Source organism: Caballeronia sp. dw_19 (assembly GCF_018449515.1).
In the GTDB taxonomy this organism is placed as follows: Bacteria; Pseudomonadota; Gammaproteobacteria; order Burkholderiales; family Burkholderiaceae; genus Caballeronia.
Window position 1 is genome coordinate 390,042 of sequence record NZ_JAAVUQ010000003.1, and the last position, 16,945, is coordinate 406,986.

Sequence of the window (16,945 nt, forward strand, 5' to 3'; positions counted from 1 at the left end):
TACACCCGCCGTCAGCAGCCGCGCTGCTTCTTTCTGCTTCGTTCTACCTCTCGCCCGCTCCCCGGCAAACAAACTGCGGTCACGTCCGGTCACCGCCGCTTCGACCGCGCCCAGAGGGACTGCTGTCAACCGACCGTCTTCGGCGGTGCTTATTCTAGGTGTCCAAAATTGGTGCGTTTTGTCGACAAAGACCTTTCGCCCGAAAATATGCGACCTCGGCTAAAGTCCGCGGACGCACCGTGCGGCTTTCCCGGCGCGCCTTTCCGGCGGGGCGCCGACATCTCAGGCGGCCGCTGACCCTTGAAAAGGCCGGTATTCTACCCGAAGCCGACCGGTGCCCGAGGCCGCGCGCCGCGCGCCGGTTCGAGCGTCCCGTTGCTCGATTTTCCCTGCAATGCCCGCGCACTATCGAGATTGCACGCATTTTCAGGACGGTGTGGTGCCTGCACAGGCGATTGTTTAGCGTGGTGAGCGCCCTTACATTCTCTCCATCGCAATATCACCGGGAGTTCGATATGTTTGAAATTCGACGCGCCAACGAACGCGGCCACGCTAACCATGGCTGGCTTGATTCGTATCACAGCTTTTCTTTCGCCGGCTATGACGACCCGAAGCACGTGCATTTCGGCGCGCTGCGGGTGATCAACGAGGATCGCGTGGCGGGTGGCCAGGGTTTCGGGACGCACGGCCATCGCGACATGGAAATCATCAGTTACGTGCTCGAGGGCGCACTGTCGCACAAGGACAGCATGGGCAACGGCTCGACCATCCGTCCCGGCGACGTCCAGCGCATGAGCGCCGGCACGGGCGTGCGGCATAGCGAGTTCAATGGCTCGGCCACTGAAACCGCGCATTTCCTGCAGATCTGGATCATCCCGGACGCAGCGAGCAATGCACCGGGCTACGAGGAAAAGCGTTTCGACGACGCTGAAAAGCGTGGCCGGCTGCGGGTGATCGCGTCGCCGGAGGGACGGGACGGCGCGGTCAAGCTGGGCGCCGATGCCGAGCTTTACGCAGGTCTTTTCGACGGCGATGAATGCGCGGAATTCGACGTGCCGGCCGGGAGGCGAGTGTATGTGCACGTGGCGCGGGGCGCGATTTCGGTGAACGGCGAAGCGCTGGTGGCGGGCGATGCCGCGAAGCTGGAAGGGGTGTCGAAGGTCACGCTGGATCAGGGCGCCGGCGCTGAAGTGATCCTGTTCGACCTGGCGTAAACAGTTACTTGCTGATCTTTCCCGTCTTTGGGGGAAGGGACGAGAAAAGGCCGCGGAAGCGATTCCGCGGCCTTTTGTATTGGTTAGCGCGCTTTGAATTTCCCGGAGGCGCCCGGATAACACCGCGCCGCGCGCCCGCTGGACCAACACGGAACTGGCTTGTATCGATCAATCGCGTCGCCCGTCGTTTCAACGCTAAAAGTAATGTCACATCCGGGCAATGCAAAAAAACCGTTCCAACGTCAGCCGGAACGGCCTGTCGGGCTCCCTGCGATTGAACCGGCGGGCCACGCCGCTTCAATCGCAGGCTCCGGGCGCCTACCTCAGCCAATGCTCAGGCGGCGCTCACGGATTAACGGCCGATGCTCCAGCAGGCGCACCGTGCATGCCGCGATGCTGACTCCAGCGCTCATGCATCTTTTCCCGGCGCGCTTCCATTCTCGCGAAGCGCTGCTTGAGCGCTGTACTGACCGTGGTCTTTTGCTGGTCATTCAGCGTGTTATAGAAGTTCAGCCACGCGGCGCTGGTCTGGTCGCGCAACTGGGCATTCTGCTGCTCGATCTTCTGATGCGCCGCGTACATGGCGTTCAGATCGAGAATGGGCTGCTGCTTCATTGAAGCTAGTTGTGCGTGCATCTGCTTGTGGCTCTCACGCATGGCCTGATGATTCTGCTTCATGGTGCTGAGCGCGGCCTGCCACGCTTTTTCCTGGTCTGCGTTGAGATTGAGCTGACTGTGCAACTTGTCGAACTCTTTCTTCATCTGCATTCCCCGATGATGCCCGCCCGGGCCTCCGGGACCGCCCATCATGCCTGCACCGCCGGGCGGCGGCGCGTCGGGCGCGGCGGCGCTGGCGGCGTTGACCGCGCCGATCGACAGGGCGAGCGCAGCGGCGGCGGTGGCGAGGAATCGGGACTGCTTCAACATGGTTTACTCCTTTTTTGATTTCCAGAGCCGATCTGGCTGCGCCGTTTCGGTGGTCGCGCCTTCGGTAAGACACAGCGTAGACAGTCGCCGCGAAGCGCGTGTTACGAGCAGGGGCCTCGTTATTACGCCGGTTTACTTCCGCCTTTCGCGGTAACACCCAGTAAACGTTTCCAGTGTGTTTGCAACGTGGAGGCCGCGGACTGGCGTTAAACTGCGTCGCATGGCTACTCAAATACTTGTCGTCGACGACGACTCTGAACTGCGCGACCTCCTGCGCGACTACCTGGTCCGGCAAGGCATCGAAGTATCGGTGCTGCATGACGCGGGTACGCTCGAACGGCGCCTCGAACGCGAGCGCCCGGACCTGATCGTGCTCGACCTGATGATGCCGGGTGTGGACGGACTGACCGCGTTGCGCAAGTTGCGCGCTTCGGGTGACGACATTCCGGTGATCATGCTGACGGCGCGCGCGGACGACGTGGATCGCATCGTCGGACTGGAACTTGGCGCTGACGACTATCTGGGCAAACCGTTCAACCCGCGCGAATTGCTGGCGCGCGTGCAGGCAGTGTTGCGCCGGCGCCGTACGATTCCGTCGGCGGCGCCCGAGCAGCGCGAACCGTTTTCGTTCGGGCGTTTCCGGCTCGACTTCCAGTCGCGCACGCTTCATCAGGACGAAACGCCGCTCACGCTGTCGGGCAGCGAGTTCGCATTGCTGAAGATTTTCGTTAATCACCCCATGCGCACGCTGACGCGCGAGCGCCTGCTCGAACTGCTGCACGGTCCCGAATACGACGGCACCGACCGCGGTATCGACGTGCAGGTGTGGCGTCTGCGCCGGATTCTCGAAACCGATCCGTCCACGCCGCGCTTCATCCAGACGGTGCGCGGACGCGGTTATGTGTTCGTGCCGGACGGCGAGCAAAATGCGTCGGCCCATTGATTCACTGTTCGGCCGGCTGGTTGTCCTGGTCATCGGCGTGCTGGTGTTGTCGCACGTCGCCTGGTTCACGGTCATCCGGCTCGAGCGGGATCAGACGCAAACTCGCTACGCAGTAGAAGAGGCCGCGTTCCTGGTCGACGCCGTGCGCCAGCACATCGCGAATTCGCCGGATCAGCCGCTGCCGTCGAGCGTGAGCGTGGTTGAGCCCAACAGTCATGAAGTTCCCAAACCCTTCACCGACGCTGACAGCAGCCGCGTGCCGCCGCAGTTCGGGCGATTTATCGACGACTTGCGGGATCGCTTGCCGGATGGCACCGACATCCGCATCGGCGAGCCGGGCGGCCCGCCGCGCCTGTGGGTGCGAGGCGCGAAGGACGCCAGCTGGATTGTCGTGCCGGTTCAGCCTTTGCGGCCGCCGCGTTCGCGCGACCGGATGCTGCTCTGGCTCGCGATTATTTTTTCCACGGCGGTGATGGCTGCACTCTTTGCCGCGTGGCAATTACAGACGCCGTTGCGTTCGCTGGCGCAGGCGGTCGGCCGCTTCGGCCGGGGTGAACCTACTCCGCCGGTGCCCGAGCGTGGTCCGCGCGAGCTGCGGCAGTTGACCCACGGGTTCAACCAGATGGTGCGCGAAGTGGAGCAGACGGAAAGCGACCGCGCGGTCATGCTGGCTGGGGTCGCCCATGATCTCAAGACGCCGCTTGCGCGTTTGCGCCTGCGTGCTGAAATGATGGATGAAGCGAAACTACGGGACGGCGTGGTGCGCGACGTGGATTCCATGGCGCATATCGTCGACCAGTTCCTGGTGTTCGCACACGACGGCGCCGATCGCAGCGAGCCAGCCGAAGTTGATCAGCAGTGCGAGCGCATTGCGCGCAGTTATCGCGCTGTCACTGTGGGCGCGCCGTCTATTCAGACCCGGCTTACAGCGGGGCGGGATTTCGCGTTGCCCGCGGCGACGCTTGACCGCTTGCTGTCGAACCTGCTCGATAACGCTCACGCGTACGGCGCACCGCCGATCGTGATCGAAACGTTGCGCGGGACGAATGGCTGGATTTTGCGCGTCATGGACAGCGGCAGCGGGATCGCGGCACACGATCTGGTGAAGGCGAGCCGGCCGTTCGTCAGGCTCGATCCGGCGCGCGGCGGCAGTGGCCACAGCGGGCTGGGGCTTGCGATTGTTGAGCGGCTGGTACGGCGGGCGGGCGGTGAATGCGAAATTGGCAATCGCCCCGAAGGCGGCCTGCAGGCCGTGATGACCTTTCCTTTCGATGTGGTGGCGCGCTCGGCCGAGATGCTGCATGGCGACGTGCTGCATGAAGCGCGCATGATGTGATTGGCCAGCCCGGGGCTTGGCGTCCTCGGGCGGCGGGTTTCGCGCGTGGCCAAAACTCCGCCGCCAAACCCCCGCAGCGCCAGCGAACCCAAGCCTGGCGTCAGGCGAAATCCCTAGTCGAACAAGGTATTGAGCGCGGAAGCCGCTTCGCTGTCGACCGTGTTGTACGTCACGGTCGCGGCTTCGAAAATATAGTGCGTGGTGTATTTGCCGAACCGCGCCAGGATTTCCTCCTGGATCACTTCGGGGGCGACCTCAAGACGCAAATACCAGGCAGTCGAAGAGAGTCGTGTCTGGAACGCACCATACTCGGCCAGCAAGTGATCGAACGCTTCAGCGTCCTGATCGCGGCAGACAATGACCAGATTTCCCTTCATGCACCCCTCCTGATTCTTGATAACGGCAGATATCGAACTCGAAGATCGATAATACCTGCTGTCGTGCCGCTGCCGCACCACGCCTTTCAGCCAACGTCTCGCTAAATTGCCGTTTTAGCCGGTTTAACTTTGCGTCAGACCGTTTCAGGATGCAGCGGCATGGGGGGGCGGGTATCGGCCGGGCGCACTTCGCTGCGGTCGCGCCCTCCCGATTTCGCCGCATACAACGCCAGATCCGCGCGCTTGAGCAGGTTTTCGGCCGTGTCGCCGTCGCTCATTTCCGTGATGCCAATGCTCACGCTCAGCGTGGAGTCGTCGGGGAGATAAGCGCAATGCTCCTGGTTGAAGCGCTTGCGCAGGCGTTCGAGAACCGTGTGGGCATCGGCGAGCGAGGTATGCGGCAGCAGCAGACCGAATTCCTCACCGCCCAGGCGCCCGACACCGTCGCTCGCGCGCAGTTGCCCTTCGCACATCCGCACGAAATGTTCGAGCGCGCGGTCACCGGTGGCGTGGCCGAAGCGGTCATTCACCTGCTTGAAGTGGTCAAGGTCGGCGATTGCAACTGACAGCGGCATGCCCCCCGAGCGGGCCAGATCGACTTCGCGGCGCAAGGTATCGAGGAAATAACGTCGTGACAGCGCTCCGGTCAACGCGTCGTGCCGGGCTTCGGCGGACAGCAGCGCATTGGCCGACTGCAACTGGTTGGCCAGATGGCGCGTGGCCCGGTGCAAGCGCCGTTCGCGCAGGTATGACACGGTGATCACAATGGCCAGCAGGCTCACGCCGAGTGTCGTCAGGAACACCAGCAGCCTGTCGCGACGTTGATTGCTCACGATTTCCGTCCAGTTCGGCAGCGGATGGACAATATGCGCGGCAAGCCCCGAGTTCAGACCGGTGCGTTCGTCGTAGAGAGAGGGCGTGTTGCTGTCGCCGGAGGAGAAAAACGAGTGTGCGAGCGAAGGCGGCAGCCAGGGCGCGTCCGCCCGCACGCGGTCCCCAATGTTGGTCAGCGGCAGCGTACGGAAATCGACCCGCCGATACGCATCCAGCCGCTCCGCCCTCGACATTTGCAGCACGGGCGAATCTGGCAGCACGCGGTTTTCGAGCCGGCTTTCGTGAGCCATGATGATCACGCCGTTGCTGTCGGTGACGAATGTGCCCGCGCGCGCTACCCAGTGGCGCAAGCGGTCGATACTCACTTTGGCGATCACCGCGCCTACCAGGAAGCCGTCGCGATACACCGGCGTCGCGATGAAGATGCCGGGGTCGCCGTTCATCCGGCCGACGCCGTAAGTTTCGTTGAACGCGCCGAGCAGCGCTTTCTGGATATAACCGCGCATGCGCATGTCGATGCCAACGAAGCTGTTCGAGTCATTCCCGTTGCTCGACGCCACGCAAAAACCATCGCTATTGACGACCCACACATAGTCGAGGCCCGTGAAGCCGCGGGCGTTGCGCAGGAAGTTGTCGAGTTTGGCGAGCGCCGGCGCGGCGAGCCATTTTGCCCGCCGCTCGGGCTCGGTTTGCCTGATTTCTTCCGTGGAACCGTGGGATTGGGCGAGCGCCAGCTGGATCATGTCCATTTCGGCGATAGTGGCCGGAATCGCCCGGGACATGGCGATGTCGCTGGCAATGATCTGCGCGGTGTTGTCGACGATCGACGCAGCCATTTGCTGCTCCACGCGTACCGACGCGGTCAGTTCTTGCTGTACCATTCGGTCCGACACCATCCCGGCGGCAACCCAGCACACGCATGCGAGCAACGCGAAGGCGAGCGTCGCGATGGCGCGGTGGAAGGTTGTCTTGTTCATCGATCCTCTGGCCTGTCTGACTGTGGCGCGACCGCGCGTCACGAGCATGTTATGAGTGTTTTACCGGCATATGAGCATCTTACCGGGCGCAGCCGCGCGTATATCGGTAGTTCGCCCAACCGCAGTCCGATTTGCCCAGGTTCGCTCCGGTTCACCCACTTGGCCCACGCCTTCACGCCTCGATTGGACGACGTTTTCTCCCGGCCATCAAGGTGTTATCGGCACGAGCGCGCGTTTCTGAACCGTGTGTCCACGTTCGCCACGGGTCAGCCGTTTAACCCAGGGGCGGTGCTGAGCGCGGTGGATCAGGAAAACCGGCAACAGACCCGCCGGCCGAGGTTGTGCGTGAAACAAAGGTTGGTGTAGTGTCGTGCGTTTCCGAAATAGTCAAGTTGTGTGTCGGCCGGGTGGGCGAGTGTTCAATGGCACCGCACCACCATGCGCCGGGTTCTGCCTGGAACGCGCAGGACTCCGCTGGTTTGACGGAGAGGCGAGGTCAGGCCGCGCCCGCGCCTGGCGGATGAGGGAAGGGCGGAGTATCCGCTTGGGAAACAAGAATACAGGCAATAACACAGGCGCCGGACGCTGCCTCGCGCAACGGCGGCCTGCTGCAACGAGCCTCAACGGGAAGGGCGTGGAATGGATTTCGGCTTTAACCTGACTCGAACGGCGAACGCTTCGGCGTTGCGTCTGTTGCCTAATCGATGGGACTTCGTCGCGTTCCCGCTGATTATCTGCGTGCTTGCGCTCACCGTAGTCGGCTTTCACGAGACGTTGGCGCCCATCTCGACACTGCAAACGCAGGCCATTTCGCTCGACCCGGCGAACCTGCCCGAATACGCGCTGCGCACTACCTTGCGCATGCTTGCGGCCATGGTGGCGTCGCTGGTCTTCACGCTGATCTACGGCACGCTCGCGGCGAAGAGCCGGCGGGCGTCCGTCGTGCTCGTGCCGATCCTGGACATTCTCCAGTCGGTGCCGGTGCTCGGTTATATCTCGTTCACGGTCACGTTCTTTCTCGCGTTGTTCCCGGGCCGCGTGTTCGGCGCCGAGCTGGCGGCGATCTTCGCCATTTTCACGAGCCAGGCGTGGAACATGACGTTCAGCTTCTATCAGTCGCTGCGGACCGTGCCGCGCGATCTCGATGAAGTCTCGCGCGGTTTTCACCTGACCAACTGGCAGCGCTTCTGGAAGCTCGAAGTGCCGTTTTCGATGCCCGGCCTCATCTGGAACATGATGATGTCGATGTCGGGCGGCTGGTTCTTCGTCGTCGCCTCCGAAGCGATCGTGGTCGGTAACCGCACCATCGTATTGCCGGGTATCGGCGCGTATCTGGCAACGGCCATTGGCGAGCGCAATCTCGGCGCGATCGGCTGGGTGATCCTGGCAATGACCGTTGTGATCCTGGCCTACGATCAGCTCATGTTCCGTCCGCTGGTTGCCTGGGCCGACAAATTCCGCATGGAAAACACGAGTTCGGGCAACGTGCCGGAGTCGTGGCTGCTCGACCTGATTCGCCGCACGCGCTTGATTCACCAGTTGCTCGTGCCGGCGGGCTGGATGATCGGCAAGATGGCGCGGGTGCCGCTGAAGCTGCCGTCGCTGCAAGGCCGCCTGCCGAAATTCCCGATAGGCGCGTCCGGGCCGACGCCCGCGGCGCGCAACAAGTCCCGTAATCCGTCCCGTGCCGGCGATATCGCGTGGGCGATCATCGTCCTCGCGCTGACGGTGTTCCTGGTGTGGAAAGTGACGGTTTTCGTGAGCACCGGCGTCACGTGGGGCGAAGTCTGGCACGTCTTCTGGCTGGGCTTGATCACGCTGTTTCGCGTGATGGTGCTGATCGCGCTGGCTTCGGTGATCTGGGTTCCGATCGGTGTGCTGATCGGGCTGCGGCCCGCCCTGGCCAGCAAGATCCAGCCGCTCGCGCAGTTCCTGGCCGCGTTCCCGGCGAACTTGCTGTTCCCGGTGTTTGTCGTGGTGATCGTGAAATTCGACCTGAACCCGGATATCTGGCTCTCGCCGCTGATCGTGCTGGGCACGCAGTGGTATATCCTTTTCAACGTGATTGCCGGGGCGACGTCGTATCCGAACGATTACCGTGAAGCGGCCACCAATTTCCAGATCAAAGGCTGGCAGTGGTGGCGCCAGGCCATCCTGCCGGGCATTTTCCCGTACTACGTGACGGGCGCGATCACCGCATCGGGCGGGGCGTGGAATGCGAGCATCGTGGCGGAAGCGGTGTCGTGGGGTCATACGAAAATCGTGGCCCACGGGCTTGGCGCGTACATAGCGCAAAGTACGGCCGACGGCGATTATCCGAAAATCATCCTCGGTATTGCCGTGATGTCGCTGTTCGTCACACTCTTTAACCGGCTCCTGTGGCGGCCGTTGTTCGCTTTCGCTGAAGCGCGCCTGAGGCTGGACTGAGTCCGAAGCCCGTCATCCGGCCGAACGCCCGCCGCCAACGGCCCACACCGTGAAATTTTTGTAATCAGCAACACGCGAGCGCCTATGTCAACGCAGACGAATACGACCACCCAAACGCCGCCGATCCCGCCGCGCCTCGGCCAGGAAATCCTGCGCGTCGACAAAGTCAGTCGCGGCTTCAACAAGACGCAGGGCGAACTGCTCGTGCTCGAAGACGTGAACCTGACGCTCAACGAAGGCGAGATTGTCGGGTTGCTGGGCCGTTCGGGTTCCGGCAAGTCGACGCTGTTGCGGATCATCGCCGGCCTGATCGAGCCGACAGGCGGTGAGGTCACCTATCTGAACGAGCCGCTGCACGGCCCGGCCAAAGGCGTGGCCATGGTCTTCCAGACCTTCGCGCTGTTTCCGTGGTTGACCGTGCTGCAGAACGTGGAAGCGGGGCTGGAGGCGCAGGGCGTGCCGTCGAAGCTGCGGCGCGAGCGGGCGCTGGCCGCCATTGACCTGATCGGTCTCGACGGTTTCGAAAACGCGTATCCGCGTGAGTTGTCGGGCGGCATGCGCCAGCGGGTGGGTTTTGCGCGCGCGCTGGTCGTCGACCCGACGTTGTTGCTCATGGACGAGCCGTTTTCCGCGCTCGACGTGCTGACCGCGGAGAACTTGCGTACCGATCTGCTCGATCTCTGGACGCAGGGCAAGATGCCGATCAAGTCGGTGCTGATCGTGACGCATAACATCGAGGAAGCGGTGTTCATGTGTGACCGGATCCTCGTGTTGTCGTCGAATCCGGGGCGCGTGATGGCTGAGATCCGGGTGCCGTTCAAGCACCCGCGCAATCGTCTTGATCCGGCGTTCCGTCGTCTGGTCGATGACATCTACGCCAAGATGACCGCGCGGCAGTTCGGCGAAGAGAAGAAAAAGGGCCTGGAACTGAGCAGCTGGCTGCCGCAGGTGTCGACCAACCTGATGGCGGGTCTGATCGAAACGCTTGCCGCCGATCCGTATCACGGCCGCGCCGACATGCCGGAAATCGCGCGGTCGCTGCATCTGGAAGTGGACGATCTGTTTCCAGTGGCCGAAGTGCTGCAGCATCTGGGTTTCGCCGACGTGCGCGAAGGCGATATTTTCCTGACGCCGCCGGCGCGCGTGTTCGCCGAGTTTGGTACGCAGGAGCGCAAGATGATGTTCGCGGAGCATTTGCTGCGGCACGTGCCGCTCGCAGCCCGGATCAAGAAGGTGCTGAACGAACGGCCTGGGCATCGTGCACCGCGCGTGCGCTTCGAGCAGGAACTGGAAGACTTCCTCTCCGATAAAGCCGCCGAGGAAACGCTGGACGCGGTGATCAACTGGGGCCGTTACGGCGAGATTTTCTCGTACAACGACCAGACCGAGATTTTCAGCCTGGAGGATGTCGAGTCCTGACGGACGGAGACAAAACACCGGTTCAACGGTGCGGCTTTTAAAAAAAACGCGGCTTATCCAGAAACGGATGCCGCGTTTTTTGCGTTTGCACGTCTTTGTTTTAGTTATCGATCTGCGGTTCTGGTTCGGTCATCACGAGGTTTCCGGCCGGTAAGCGCGTGATTGCATGCAGTTATGGAAGGACTCCGAAGGATTGTTTCATATTGCGCTGAGAGCCAGGCCTATTATGGCTTCGAACGTTTCGATACCGCGCCATTGAATCGCTTTGCGCAAGATTGCTCCAGCGGAAATCGTGGATTACGCTTTGATCCCCAACCGGACACGCACCCGTCGACACGCCTGGCTAAAACCGGCGCGGGACGATCACACACGGCAGGGCAGACGCGTCGTCAGCCCGAAACGTGGAGACAAAAGATGCGCTCGCTGTTGCCGCCCAACTGGCTCTTCAAACCCGCTCGGCTAACCCGCCTGTCTATCGGCGTGACGTGTTTGCTGCGCGTTCCGTCTGCGCTCGCTGTATGCGACAACCTGGCGCCCGCAAGCGGAGAAACCACCACATGCAACACCAATGCGCCGAATCCATCGACGCTGCCCGTGGTAGCCGCCAACGGAAGCACGGGCGTCACCGTGGTCGTGCTGCCCGGCTCCGGCATCAGCGTGACCAATATCAACGGCATCGTCGTTCGGGATTCGAGCACCGTGACGAACCTTGGAACGCTGCAAATCAACGGGGATACGTTCGATGCCATCTCGTCCGGGGGAAGCGCAAACGGCCTCGGGCACAACTCGCTGACCAACGGCGGCTCGATCCAGACGGGCGGAGCGGAGTCCGAGGGCATGTTCAATACATCGGCGGCGGTGAGGATGCTGAACGCCGCGGGCGGGGTGATTTCCACGGGCGGTGCAAGTGCGGCAGCCATGCTGGACTTTTCCAACGCCGGCGGCGGCTCGCTGACCAACAACGGCGCGCTTACCACTTCCGGCGACGGTTCCTACGGCATGGCCGCCGAGACTTCCGGAGACACGATCGTCAACAACGGCACGATTACGACGTCGGGAGCCAGTTCTTATGGTCTTTTCGCGAACGGCAGCGGCGTCGGAACGACGTTGACCAACAACGGGTCCGTCGAGACATCCGGACCGAACGGCCACGGCATCATCTCCCTCGACGCCACGCCGGGACTCATCACGAACACGGGTTCGATCGTGACGCATGGGCCGAACGCGCTCGGCGCATATCTCGCGAACACGGTCACCCTGGTCAACGCCGCGGGGGCACGTATTGCCAGCGATCAGGACAACGGTATCGACGCCAACGGCGGTGGCACGTTCACCAACGCCGGGACCATCTCGGGCGGCAACGTAGGGATGTCGGTGGTCGGGGGCAACACGCTGATCGTGAACAGCGGGGTGATCGCGGGCGGCACGAATCTCGGCATCTCGACCACGGGCCCGTACGTCGTCACCATCACGAATACCGGCCAGATATCGGGCGGCGGTGGCGTTGCCGTATGGACCGATACCGGCGTGAACACGTTCAACATGGACGGCGGCACAGTCACCGGACTGATCCGGCAAGGCGCCGGCGTCAACACGTTCGTGATGCAGGCGGGCCAAGTCGATTCCGTCGATCAGGGCGGACCGCAGCCGCGCTTCACGCTGAACGGCGGAGTCGTCACGGGTGGCCTGACGAACGGCGGCGCCGTCACGATCACCGGCGGGCGCATTGGCAGCGTGGGGCTGACGGCCGCGAGCAATACCTTCACGATGTCCGGAGGGCAGCTCGATGCAAACCTGACGGCAGGTGCCGGCGATACGGCGTTGACGCTATCGGGCGGGACGATCGGCGGCACGGTCACGCTTGGCAACGGCACGAACGCCATCACGGTCACGGGCGGATCGATTGCGCAGGGTCTTGCATCAGGCGACGGGACCACGACCTTCGGATGGCTGGGCGGGGGCGTGATCGGTGGATCGGTGTCGTTCGGAGCGGGCGCGGTCACCGCCACGTTGTCGAATCTGAGCGATGCCAACCTTGCCGGGTTATCGACATTCGACGGCGGCGCAGGCCACGACACCCTCACGTTCGATCACACGCAAGCCAGCGGCCTGAGCCGTTTCGTGAACTGGGAAAGCATCGCGGTGACGAACGCCAGCCGGCTCACGCTCGACGGCCAGGGCCTGACGCTCGGCGATGCCGCGACGCAAACCGGTGTGCTCGGCATCGATTCGACGAGCACGCTTGCGTGGAACGGTGGCGGGTCATCGGCAATCATGGCCGCCGGGCCGGGCGGCCTCGTGACGGTAAGCAACGCGGGCACGATCGATTTGACCGGCGGCGCGGGCCCGCACAGTGCGCTGGTTGTCGGCGGCAACTATGTCGGGCAGGGTGGCAAATTGCTGGTGCAGAGCGTGCTCGGGACGGACGGTTCGCCGAGCGGAAAACTGGTGATTTCGCAAGGCGCGGCGACGGGCAATACGGCGATCGGCGTGACGAACGCCGGCGGCGCGGGGGCGCTGACAGTGGCCGACGGGATCATGGTCGTGCAGACGGTTCAGGGCGGGACGACGGCCGCGACGGCGTTTTCGTTGTCGCAGCCGGTCAAGGCCGGGGCGTTCACGTATTACCTGTTTCGAGGCGGGGTCACGGCGGGGACGGGGGACGACTGGTATTTGCGGTCGAGCATCACGCCGGTGCCGCCGGTGCCGCCGGTGCCACCTGTTCCACCGGTGCCGCCTGTGCCACCGGCTCCCCCCGCACCGCCGCCCACATCGCCTGCGCCGCCTGCACCTCCTACGTCGCCTGCACCTCCTACGTCGCCGGCACCGCCGCCGACAGACCCGACATCGCCGCCGCAAGCACCGACGCCACTCTATCGCATCGAAGTACCGCTCTACGCGGAGATCCCCTCAATCACGCGCGAGCTTGGTATCGAACAGATCGGCACTTTTCACGACCGCCAAGGCGATCAATCGATGTTAAACGAGGCGGGCGCGGTGCCTGCGGCATGGAGCCGTGTCTGGGGTAACCGGACGATCACGAGCAGCGACACGGGCGTCGATCCGCATTTCAACGGTTCGACCGGCGGCGTGCAAATCGGTCAGGATGTGTACGCTGACGCCACCGCCGACGGCCGTCGGAATCACTATGGTTTTATGCTCGGCGCCTCGCGCGCTTCAGGCGATGTGAGCGGTTTCGCGCTGGGCATGCCGGCTGTGTCGGCGGGCAATCTGAGTATCGATGCCGGCAGCCTCGGCGCGTACTGGACGCACATCGGCGCGGGCGGCTGGTACACCGATACGGTCGTGATGGGCAGCGCGTTGACCATCAAACCGTCGTCGAACGACGGCGTCAACCCAACCACGCACGGCCGGTCCATCGCAGGTTCCATCGAGGCCGGCTTGCCATTTGCGTTGCCGGCCGGATTGCGTATCGAACCGCAGGCGCAACTGATCTGGCAACACGTGGCCCTCGACGATCTCAACGATGGTATTTCGACCGTCGCCTTCGATAACCCAAGTTCCCTGGCCGCTCGTTTTGGCGTGCGCCTGACAAGCCGTATGGAAGCGCTGGGCGCGATCTGGCAGCCGTATGCACGCGTGAATCTCTGGCGCTACTTCAATGCCGGGAGCCACGTGACGTTCGGCGATACGACCGTGATCCCGGCGGAGTCATCGGCGACGATTGCCGACGTGGAAGCCGGGGTGGCCGTGAACGTGAGCGCGCGCGGCAGCGTATTCGTGAACGTGCACTACGCGACGAACGTGAGCGGCGCGCGTCGCGAGTCGGTGGGCGGAGACGCGGGCGTACGTTGGCGCTGGTGACGCGCCCACGCAGAGGGAGACACAATCTGTTACTGCAGATTGCCCCAGCGTTCCACCGCCGGTTCCGCCGATGCCCATTTCCAGCCGCCGCCACTATTGTCATTGCCCTTGCAGGCCTGCGCGAGGAACCAGTCCTGATGCGCGTCCGGCTTGTCGCCGTCGGCGACCGAGAATGCGAACTCCCGGCAGGTCGCCAGCGCGCTGCTGAATTCGCGCAGCACACGCACGTCGCCATGACCGTTCTCCACCGGCAGCGTATGTTTCACGCGCCAGGGTTTCGTATCGCCGATGGGGAGATCGCCCGCGGTCGTCGCAATGGCGATCTGCTGGTCGCTATGCAGGCGTTTCATCAGACGCTGAACGGCTTCGTCGGTGGCGGCCTGGACCGCGATACCCACGCCGAAACCGATGGCCGGATTGCTGGTGATCACGCCCGTGGAGACCCCCGCTGCCGCGCCGGCTGCCGCACCGATCGAGCCGCAGCCGCTGAGGAAGACACAGCTCGCAGCGACGCCGGCCGCGAGCATCAAACTGAGGCCGGGTTTCATTGCAGCGCACCCCAGCGCGGCGTGGCAGGTTCCGCCGCCGCCCACTTCCAGACCTGGCCGTCACGGCAGATTGACGCGACGTAGAAACCGCTGTCGGCCGGATGATCCTTGGTGGCATCGGTATCGACGGAGAATACGATCTCCTTGCAATCGAGCGTCCCTGTGCTGATGGTCCGGCTGACCGTCACGCGGCCCTTCTCGTCCGGCTCGATGGGCACGCTATGCACCGCGAACCACGGTGCCACCGCGCCGACGGCGAGCGGACCGGCTGCGCCGGCAATCCTGTCTTGCGTATAGGTGTGCATCACGCGCTCGCTGTACTGCACGCCGGCCTTGGCCGCAGCCACGGCGCCAAGGCCGATGCCGGTTGCCACCGCGGCGTTGCGGGTCACGCTGCCCGCGATGGCGGCGCCGGCTATACCGGCGCCTGCCACGGCGCTTTCACCATATAAGGAGCTACACCCTGAGAGGGTGGCGCATGCGAGTGCTCCAATCAGGAGCGTTGCCAGTGCGACGGCGCTGGGGGGCCGCCGGTGAATCGTTTTCTGCATGATGCTGTACCTTCCTCGCCTTTCCTTATTCCTTCGATAACGACAACCGGCTTGCCTGTGCGAGCACTGAAAGGAACACTAAGCAATCGGAGCGCCCGCGCATTTTGAAGGATGCAGCGAAATGAAGGGCAAAGAAATTTGCAAGAAATTGCAAATGCGGGGAACGTAGTGCGCAAAATGAAAAAGTACCGTGACAAATTCACGGGTGGACGCGTCGATGAGCCGCATCAGGGCCCATCGACTTCATCTACGCAGCGAACACAAAAGGACGCAACGACGCTCAGCTTTCCGCGCCCGCCGACGTTGACGCGTCCCCGTCGCCTTCGTTCTCGTACGTGCCGAGGCGGTTGTACAGCGTCTTGAGGCTCACGCCGAGCGCCTTGGCGGCGCGGCGTTTGTCTCCTCCGCAATGCTTGAGCGTGCCGAGGATGATTTGTTTCTGCGCATCGGCGAGCGGCGTGCCGACCCACACGTTCATCGCATCGCCTTGCGTGACCGGTTTTTTAACCCGTGATGCCAGATGCGGATGCGCAATCTCCACGGTCTTCTCAGCAAGGATGAACGCGCGATACACGGTGTTCTTCAACTCGCGCACATTGCCCGGCCATGAGTACGTGCGCAGCATGTCGAGCGCGCGTTTGCTGAAGGCCTTGTTCGTCCCTTCTTGCGCGTTCATCTCAGAGAGGAAGTGCTGCGCGAGGAATTCGCGGTCGGTATCGCGTTCACGCAGAGGCGGCGCGCGCAACGGGAACACGGCCAGCCGATACATCAGGTCCTCTCGCAAGCCGTTCTCCTTCACCGCCACGATCGGATCGCGATTGGTCGCCGCGATCACGCGGACATCGGAGTGAATCAGGTCATTGCCGCCCACGCGAAAGAACGTGCCCGTTTCCAGCGCGCGCAGCAGCTTGACTTGTCGAACCGGTGACATCTCGGTCACTTCATCGAGGAATAGCGTGCCGCCGTTGGCATGCTCGAAGTAGCCGAGGCGTCCCTGCACGGCACCTGTGAAGCTGCCTTTCTCGTGGCCGAAGAGTTCGGGTTCGATCAGGTTATCGGGGATCGCGCCGCAATTCACGGCAACGAACGGGGCCTCGCGGCGGGCGCTCTGATCGTGGATCGTGCGTGCTATCAGCTCCTTGCCCGTCCCCGATTCACCGATGATCAACGCGGTGGCATCGGTGGCGGCCACGCGTTCGATCTGCGAGTACAACTCCATCATCACGGGCGATGAACCGTACAAAAGTCCATACGATTTCAACCCGGCAATTTCACCAGCATTGCGTTTTTTTTGCGATGGCGTGTCGCCGGAGGCGACAGCCGGCGAGTCCAGATCGATTGACGCCATGAGTCTTTGTCCTGCAAATGTTATTCGGGCGACAGCTCGGCCGCTGGGGGAAGACGAGGCGGCGCCGCAGGGCGGAAGCGGTCACCGCCAGTCGGATGGCAGGCCCGTTGTGACTGCCGCTCGGGTAGGCGAAGCATCGTTCGACGGCACCGGTTCCGTCATTTCAGGGACCAGCGCTTGCATGCGGCTTATCTCATAAACCGTATTTAACCATCCGTA

12 protein-coding genes are annotated in these 16,945 nt (G+C 63.1%); 6 read left to right on the top strand and 6 right to left on the bottom strand.

The genetic code is table 11. The features are described from left to right. Positions 1-515 precede the first annotated feature (515 nt). A complete protein-coding gene (locus HB376_RS06520) occupies positions 516-1,214 on the top strand; it encodes a pirin family protein (RefSeq protein WP_213762600.1) in 699 nt (232 codons plus the stop codon). A gap of 345 nt (positions 1,215-1,559) precedes the next feature. On the opposite strand, the gene HB376_RS06525 is transcribed toward HB376_RS06520, so the two are convergent. Further along, positions 1,560-2,141, bottom strand: a complete 582-nt coding sequence (locus HB376_RS06525; protein ID WP_213762601.1) for a periplasmic heavy metal sensor — start codon at positions 2,139-2,141, stop codon at positions 1,560-1,562. A 220-nt stretch (positions 2,142-2,361) separates the two neighbouring features. Here HB376_RS06525 and HB376_RS06530 point away from each other — a divergent pair, with 220 nt between their 5' ends. Together HB376_RS06530 and HB376_RS06535 are read left to right on the top strand one after the other, a co-directional pair. Continuing rightward, positions 2,362-3,084 carry a response regulator gene (locus tag HB376_RS06530; protein WP_031362548.1) on the top strand — a complete coding sequence of 241 codons (723 nt, stop codon included), beginning with the start codon at positions 2,362-2,364 and terminating at the stop codon, positions 3,082-3,084. Continuing rightward, a complete protein-coding gene (locus HB376_RS06535; RefSeq protein WP_213762602.1) occupies positions 3,068-4,420 on the top strand; it encodes an ATP-binding protein in 1,353 nt (450 codons plus the stop codon). The genes HB376_RS06530 and HB376_RS06535 overlap by 17 nt, the downstream gene beginning before the upstream one ends. Before the next feature lie 113 nt (positions 4,421-4,533). On the opposite strand, the gene HB376_RS06540 is transcribed toward HB376_RS06535, so the two are convergent. Both HB376_RS06540 and HB376_RS06545 read right to left on the bottom strand, forming a co-directional pair. After that, entirely contained in the window at positions 4,534-4,797 is a 264-nt protein-coding gene (locus HB376_RS06540) for a hypothetical protein (protein WP_213762603.1), read from the bottom strand. A 134-nt stretch (positions 4,798-4,931) separates the two neighbouring features. Further along, entirely contained in the window at positions 4,932-6,608 is a 1,677-nt protein-coding gene (locus tag HB376_RS06545) for a sensor domain-containing diguanylate cyclase (RefSeq protein WP_213762604.1), read from the bottom strand. 639 nt (positions 6,609-7,247) lie between these two features. Here HB376_RS06545 and HB376_RS06550 point away from each other — a divergent pair. The 3 genes from HB376_RS06550 (at position 7,248) to HB376_RS06560 (ending at position 14,279) form a co-directional block, all read left to right on the top strand. Further along, positions 7,248-9,035: an ABC transporter permease subunit gene (locus HB376_RS06550; RefSeq protein ID WP_213762605.1), complete on the top strand. Its 1,788-nt coding sequence runs from the start codon at positions 7,248-7,250 to the stop codon at positions 9,033-9,035. Between the two features lie 84 nt (positions 9,036-9,119). Then, entirely contained in the window at positions 9,120-10,454 is a 1,335-nt protein-coding gene (locus tag HB376_RS06555; protein ID WP_213762606.1) for a nitrate/sulfonate/bicarbonate ABC transporter ATP-binding protein, read from the top strand. Positions 10,455-10,868: 414 nt separating this feature from the next. After that, entirely contained in the window at positions 10,869-14,279 is a 3,411-nt protein-coding gene (locus HB376_RS06560) for an autotransporter outer membrane beta-barrel domain-containing protein (protein WP_213762607.1), read from the top strand. A gap of 29 nt (positions 14,280-14,308) precedes the next feature. On the opposite strand, the gene HB376_RS06565 is transcribed toward HB376_RS06560, so the two are convergent. From HB376_RS06565 to HB376_RS06575, 3 genes are all read right to left on the bottom strand, one after another. Next, positions 14,309-14,827, bottom strand: a complete 519-nt coding sequence (locus tag HB376_RS06565) for a hypothetical protein (RefSeq protein WP_213762608.1) — start codon at positions 14,825-14,827, stop codon at positions 14,309-14,311. Next, positions 14,824-15,378, bottom strand: coding sequence for a hypothetical protein (locus HB376_RS06570; protein WP_213762609.1), 555 nt, complete (start codon positions 15,376-15,378; stop codon positions 14,824-14,826). The genes HB376_RS06565 and HB376_RS06570 overlap by 4 nt, the downstream gene beginning before the upstream one ends. A gap of 280 nt (positions 15,379-15,658) precedes the next feature. Next, complete coding sequence (locus HB376_RS06575) at positions 15,659-16,726, bottom strand: sigma-54 dependent transcriptional regulator (RefSeq protein WP_213762610.1); 1,068 nt, start codon at positions 16,724-16,726, stop codon at positions 15,659-15,661. Positions 16,727-16,945: the final 219 nt, after the last annotated feature.